Below are 7143 nucleotides of genomic sequence, written 5' to 3'. Positions count from 1 at the left end.
ACTCCAGCCTTCGGAGGCCAGAAGAATGGCTTTAATACGATCCCTGACTCGCCCGTCACGACTGGAATCATGAAGGCGTTCAAGTTCAGCTTTTTGTTGGTCAGAGATGAATATTTTCATGTTGGACAGCATGATCTCCTGTTGCTGAAAAATCAAGCACTTTCAATGATTACGGGTATATATTGATTAATATTCATTGACTATATGAATATAAGCGGACTGCTCATTAAGAACGATACAGGAATATTTAATTGGCGTCAGTGAGTGAATGACTTAATTTTGTAAGTCGCTGTAACGGTGAATATAACGAGTCAAAAACAAATGATGTTTGTTAATGAGTTATATTTTTATCTACTGAATATATAAAGAAAGTTGTAAATAAAAAGGCCAGAATTCTCTGGCCCTGGTTAAATTAATGGTTGGAGAACCAGTTCAATTTATCGCGCAGGCCAACGACCCGACCAATAATAATTAATGACGGGCTGTTCATTTGCTGCGCCAGATCGCTCAGTTGTGTGAGCGTACCGTCAATTACGCGTTGCATGACCGCCGTACCATTTTCGACAATCGCCACCGGCATCTCGCCAGGCATTCCGTGTTCAATCAGCTTTTGCTGAATGGTTGCGGCCTGACTCAACCCCATATAAAACACCAGCGTCTGTTTTTCTGCCGCCAGGTTTTCCCAGTCCAGCTCGCCACCGGTTTTTAAGTGTCCGGTAATTAAGCGTACACTCTGGGCATAATCGCGATGGGTGAGGGGAATGCCCGAATAGGCAGAGCAACCAGAAGCAGCGGTAATACCCGGAACAACTGAGAACGGAATACCCGCATTGCACAGTGTTTCCAGCTCTTCACCACCACGGCCAAAAATAAATGGATCGCCACCTTTCAGTCGCACCACACGTTTGCCTTTTTGCGCTTCCCGCAACAGGATCTGGTTAATCTCTTCCTGCGGTACGCAGTGGTATCCCGCGCGTTTGCCGACGAAAACGCGATCAGCATCGCGGCGTACCAGATTCATAATATCGTCAGAAACCAGACGGTCGTAGACCACCACATCTGCCTGCTGAATTTGTTGCAGACCTTTCAGCGTCAGCAGCCCGGCATCGCCCGGACCTGCGCCAACCAGCACTACTTCACCACGATGATCGAGCGGTTCGCTGATTAACTGTTCGGTGGTTTCAGTAATGGCTTTCTGATCGTTGTTTGCCAGCGACTGCGCCAGACGGTCATTAACGAACAATTTTTCCCAGAAACGGCGACGCTCACCCATCGTGGCGAACTGTTGTTTTACACGCTCGCGTAGCTGCCCGGCATATTTCGCCACCTGGCCCAGATGCAGCGGCAGCAGTGATTCGAGTTTTTCGCGCAACAGGCGCGCCAGGACCGGAGAAGTACCACCAGAGGAGACCGCCACCATCAGCGGTGAACGGTCAATAATCGACGGCATAATGAAGCTGGCGGCTTTCGGCGCATCGACCACGTTACAGAAGATGCGACGAGATTCAGCGGCTTCGCTGACGCGCAGGTTAAGCGCGTCATCATCTGTCGCGGCAATCGCCAGCCAGCAGGTGTCGAGAAGGTTTTCATCAAATGGCCCCTCGACGAGGGTTAACATGCCTGCATCTGCCCATGCGGTGAACTGTGGGATAAACGCTAATGCATTCACCGTTAAGCGAGCACCTGCGTCTAACAGCAACCTTGCTTTGCGTTCCGCGACATCACCACCGCCAATAATCAAACAGTCGCGATCGCGTAATTGGCAAAATATAGGCAAATGATCCACGTAAAAACCCCTTAGTAATTAACCGGTAGCTGTTTCAGTTTGATTAAATTTGTCCGCAACTGGACGATTCGCTTTCGGTGTAGTATACCAATAACCCAATCCCATGAATACGGCGCCCGATAAAGTATTACCCAGCGTCACCCACAGCAGGTTATGACCAATACCCGCCAGCGTGTAGGCTTCGCTGTGGTTGCCGAACCAGGAGAGCGCGAACAGCGTCATGTTAGCGATGGAGTGCTCGTAGCCGGACGCGATAAATGCCAGCAGACACCACCAGATAGCAATAAATTTCGCTGCCCCTTCAGTGCGCAGCGCCATCCAGATTGCCAGGCAAACCAGCCAGTTACACAATGCGCCTTTGAAGAACAGTACCATTGCCGGTGCGGTGGTTTTAGCCAGCGCGACGGAGTGAACGATGCTGGTATCTACCGGCAGCAGGCTACCGCCGCCCCAGCGATAGAGCATGGCAACAAAGACGGAACCGACCAGGTTACCCAGCCAGGTTTGCGGGAGGATTGCCCACATTTGCCCGTGGCTGATGGTGCCTGCTTTCACCCCAAAGGTGAGGAACATGGTGTGTCCGGTGAACAGTTCAGAACCGGCGATAATGACCAGTGTTAAGGCGATACCAAAGGTCGCCCCCATCACCAGAGGACGTACGGACGGATCGAGCAAATTACCGAGCGTGAAAATCAGGATGATCCCAAGCCCCACATAAGCACCTGCCATAGCGGAGCTGACCCAAAAGCCGAGTGGGTTATTTGCCGACAGGCGTGCAATGCGCGCAGCATTAGCCGCACACTTATTAATAGTGTCTGTAAACATTTGATTATCCTTAGGTAATAAAAACAAAAATAAAACCAAAAGAAAGCTAAATAAGATCCTGCATTGCTAATTATCACGTTGCCGGATCATGCAAAAAGGGGAGGCATAGCGCCTCCCGTTAAAACATTAACCGCGTAGCTGTACCACGCCGTCTTTCACTCGCGCGTCGTAATGCTTGACGGAAAAGTGCTCGTCTTCCATGCACAAACCGTCGCTTAAGCGAAAATGCTGTTTTTTCAGCGGGCTGGCGACCCACAGCTCGCCCTGGTGTTCCGCAATCAGCCCACGTGACAGCACGCTGGACTCGAAGAACGGGTCGATGTTGCTGATCGCAAACACCTGGTCACTGTGATACGGGCGGAAAATCGCGACCTGCTCGTCACCTAACAGCGCGCAGACGCCGGTTTCAGGCAGAATGTCATCGATTTTGCAGATGTCTTTCCACTGGCTCATGCGTTGTCCTCCACCAGAGTTACCGGGATACGTTCATAAGGCGTTGCCGGACGGTGCTGCTCGCGCTCTGGCACCATCTGCACGTTCGGGTCACGCTTGTCGCTGTTGATGAAGTGTTTGAAGCGAGTCTGCGCAGACGGCGTATTGACCGTTTCAGTCCACTCACACACTACCGCTTCACGCAGGCGCGCCATCTCTTCTTCCAGATGAGCGTTCAGCCCCAGTTTATCGTCAATAATCACCGCTTTCAGGTAATCGATACCGCCTTCGAGATTTTCTAACCACGGCGCGGTACGCGTCAGTTTGTCGGCGGTACGGATGTAGAACATCATGAAGCGGTCGAGGTATTTGATCAGCGTTTCGCGATCGATATCTGCCGCCAGCAGATCCGCATGACGTGGTTTCATGCCACCGTTACCGCAAACATACAGGTTCCAGCCTTTTTCGGTGGCGATAATACCCACGTCTTTACCCTGAGCCTCTGAACATTCACGGGTACAGCCGGAGACACCGAACTTCATTTTGTGTGGGGTACGGATGCCTTTGTAGCGGTTTTCCAGTTCCACACCGAGGCCGACGCTGTCGCCAACGCCGTAGCGGCACCAGGTGCTACCCACGCAGGTTTTCGCCATACGCAGTGCTTTCGCATAGGCATGACCGGTTTCAAAGCCGGCTTCAATCAGCTGACGCCAGATCTCCGGCAGATCGTCTTTCTGTGCGCCAAACATCGCCAGGCGCTGGGAGCCGGTGATTTTGGTGTAGAGATTAAATTCACGCGCGATACGGCCCACTGCCATCAGCCCTTCCGGGGGGATTTCACCGCCCGGAGAACGTGGGATCACCGAGTAGGTGCCGTCTTTCTGGATATTAGCGAGGAAGTTGTCGTTAGAATCCTGCAGCGGAGTATGTTCCGGCTTCAGAATGTATTCGTTCCAGCAGGAGGCCAGCAGCGAACCGACGGTCGGTTTACAAACTTCACAACCGTAGCCTTTGCCGTGTTTCGCCAGCAGTTCTTCGAAGGTTTTAATGCCTTCAACGCGGATCAAATGGAACAGTTCCTGACGCGAATAAGCAAAGTGTTCGCACAGGTTGTTGTTCACTTCGATACCCTGCTTTGCCAGTTCCGCGTTCAGTACCTGAGTGACCAGCGGGATACAGCCACCGCAGCCAGTACCCGCTTTGGTCTCAGCTTTCAGCGCCGCAACGGTGTGGCAGCCTTTGTTGATAGCAGCAATCAGATCGCCTTTGGTGACGTCGAAGCAGGAGCAGATTTGCGCGCTGTCCGGCAGTTTATCTACGCCGATAGACGGCTTACCGCTACCCGAGTGCGCCGGCAGGATCAGAGAGTCCGGGTTTTCCGGCAGCTCAATAGCGTTCAGCACCAGTTGCAGCAGGTTACCGTAATCGCTGGTATCGCCCACCAGTACCGCACCGAGCAGGGTTTTGTTGTCTTCGCTGACAATCAGGCGTTTGTAGATCTCTTTGCTTTCGTCGAGATAAACATAGCTACGCGCGCCAGGCGTGCGACCATGCGCATCACCAATACCGCCTACGTCTACGCCCAGCAGTTTCAGCTTGGCGCTAAGGTCAGCACCTTCAAAGGCGTTTTCGCTACCGAGAATGTGGTCAACGGCGACCTGCGCCATTTTGTAGCCTGGTGCTACCAGACCAAATACACGATTGTTCCAGCTTGCGCATTCACCGATAGCGTAGATATCCGGATCGGAAGTCTGGCAGGAATCATTAATGACGATACCCCCGCGCGGAGCTACGTCCAGACCACACTGGGTTGCCAGCTTATCGCGCGGACGGATACCGGTAGAGAAGACGATAAAGTCGACTTCCAGCTCGCTGCCGTCGGCAAAACGCATGGTTTTACGCGCTTCGACGCCTTCCTGCACAATCTCAAGGGTGTTTTTGCTGGTGTGAACACGTACACCCATGCTTTCGATTTTGCGACGCAGCTGCTCGCCGCCCATCTGATCAAGCTGTTCTGCCATCAGCATAGGGGCAAATTCGATAACATGGGTTTCGATGCCTAAGTTTTTCAGCGCGCCAGCGGCTTCCAGACCTAACAGACCACCGCCAACAACGGCACCGCGCTTACTGCGACGAGCGCAGGACTCAATAGCGTTGAGGTCTTCAATGGTGCGATAAACAAAGCAGTCCTGGGTATCAGAACCTTTAATTGGCGGGATCCACGGGTAGGAACCGGTCGCCATGATCAGCTTGTCATAAAATACGGTACGCCCGGCACTGGAGTGAATCACTTTCTCCTGACGGTTGATGGTGATAGCGCGTTCGCCGACCAGAACTTTAATGCTGTGTTTCTCATAAAAGCCTGCGCGCACCAGCGACAGCTCTTCGGCGGTGTGGTGAGAGAAGTAAGACGAGAGGTGTACGCGGTCATAAGCGATGCGCGGTTCTTCACAGAAAACGGTAATATCAAAGTTGGCCGCATCAGATTTATCAAGAAGATCTTCGATAAAGCGATGGCCGACCATACCGTTACCGATAATTGCGAGTCTGACTTTGCTCATTTTTGCCTCGATTTCTTTTCTATTACCGCCTACCTTAACGATTCAGCAACCCCGCTTATTGATGTAAATCAAATTCACCTTTATATACTCCTTAAGTGGTATATTGCTGATTTATATAAATTTTCTTAAGTCACGGAATTGTCTGATATTTCATATCTGATCAAAAAGTAGACAAAATGAAAGGGTTTATAGAAATAATAGAAATAGATGTACGTAGCGGAGTAAGAGAGGAAAAGGCCGGACGACGAAAGCGCCGTCCGGTATGAGCAATTAATGAGAGGTCAGGGTGTTATGCTGACGGTGACGGCTGACGAAACCTAACAGGAAGCACATCACAAAGACGACAGCGTACAGAGCGTTTGCCGTCAGCAGCGCCGCCTGAGGACCACTATGTTCAACAATCGGGCCGGTAACCACAAAGGTCAACATGGTGCCGATGGTCCCGCAGGTCAGGACAAAGTTAACCAGTTTTGGCGATGGGACTTTGGTCTGCTGTGAACCCAGGGTGATGATAGTGGTATAGATCGCGCTGGAGAAAAAGCCCAGGGCGAGAATTGACCATGCCATATGTACCGGAGTTCCGGTGTTAAAGACATACATCAGAATTGCGGCCAGACCGGCCAGTACGGTCAGAATGCGTTGCAAATCAAAGAAGCGAAGAATAAAGCTGAACGCCCACATGCCGACCATGTATGACATCCAGAAGTTACTCACCAGCGTGCCCGCGTCATTCAGGCTCATGCCCAGACCTTTGGCATATTCCGGCACCCAGGAGATAAAACCTAACTGACCGAGGATGTAGCACAGCGCCGCAATAGAGAGAAACAATACGCCGATGCCCCACTTTTCTTTCGCTACCGGAGCATCCGTTTCTGGCGCATGTTTACCCAGTGCCGGGAACTCACAGTCGAAGGTCAGAATAAAAATAGCGACGTACACCAGCCCGATGCAGACATAAACCCAGTACCACTCAATGCTGCGTGCCAGCAGAAACGCGGCGATCATTGGGAAAATCATCCCGGCCATACTGAAGAAGGAGTCGGTAAATAACAGGCGGGAACCGCGCTGACGCCCTTCATACATTTGTGTTATCAGGAATGTACCAATCGACATGGTGATGCCGCTGACTGCCCCGAGAATGAACATCGCCGCCGAGAACAGCGCCAGACTGTGGCTGAACATCAAACCGGCAACCGCCAGCACCATCAGGAGAAAGCCAAAACGTAACTGCGTTTTCAATGGGACGATTTCCATCAGCCAGGCGTTGAGGAAGATAGAGATTAAAATGCCGGCATTGAGGAAGGTAAAGGTATTACTCATACTGGAAACCGGCAGATTGAAATAATCGGCGATGTTTCCCATCACCATTCCGGTGACAATAACCAACGCACCGGTCAGTGCGTAGGAGAGAAAGCTAATCCATGTGAGCTTGATGCGATTGCTGTTAGTCATGATTGGCCTGCGTTCAAAAATAAAATGGCATAGCGGGCTATGCCGCGAGCGGGCGATTTTAGGTGATTTTGTGATCTGTTTAAATGT

General features: G+C 51.5%; 5 protein-coding genes and 1 pseudogene. All 6 read right to left on the bottom strand.

The features are described 5' to 3' along the window. Window positions 1-120, bottom strand: a pseudogene (locus A7090_RS19115) (IS630 family transposase); the annotation flags it as partial. A gap of 292 nt (window positions 121-412) precedes the next feature. After that, window positions 413-1786 carry a siroheme synthase CysG gene (gene cysG, locus A7090_RS19110; protein WP_105275198.1) on the bottom strand — a complete coding sequence of 458 codons (1374 nt, stop codon included), beginning with the start codon at window positions 1784-1786 and terminating at the stop codon, window positions 413-415. Window positions 1787-1804: 18 nt separating this feature from the next. Then, a complete protein-coding gene (gene nirC / locus A7090_RS19105; protein ID WP_105275197.1) occupies window positions 1805-2611 on the bottom strand; it encodes a nitrite transporter NirC in 807 nt (268 codons plus the stop codon). A 126-nt stretch (window positions 2612-2737) separates the two neighbouring features. Continuing rightward, on the bottom strand, window positions 2738-3064 hold the full coding sequence (gene nirD, locus A7090_RS19100; RefSeq protein WP_105275196.1) for a nitrite reductase small subunit NirD: 327 nt from the start codon (window positions 3062-3064) through the stop codon (window positions 2738-2740). Continuing rightward, window positions 3061-5604 (bottom strand): NADPH-nitrite reductase large subunit, encoded by a 2544-nt coding sequence (gene nirB / locus A7090_RS19095; RefSeq protein WP_105275195.1) that lies wholly within the window; start codon window positions 5602-5604, stop codon window positions 3061-3063. Before nirB ends, nirD begins: the two co-directional genes overlap by 4 nt. Before the next feature lie 270 nt (window positions 5605-5874). Then, window positions 5875-7056, bottom strand: coding sequence for an MFS transporter TsgA (tsgA, locus tag A7090_RS19090; RefSeq protein WP_105275194.1), 1182 nt, complete (start codon window positions 7054-7056; stop codon window positions 5875-5877). Window positions 7057-7143 lie beyond the last annotated feature (87 nt).

The sequence above is a fragment of the Escherichia sp. MOD1-EC7003 genome (genome assembly GCF_002965065.1).
Classification (GTDB): Bacteria; Pseudomonadota; Gammaproteobacteria; order Enterobacterales; family Enterobacteriaceae; genus Escherichia.
This window is presented reverse-complemented; position numbering and strand designations above follow the sequence as displayed.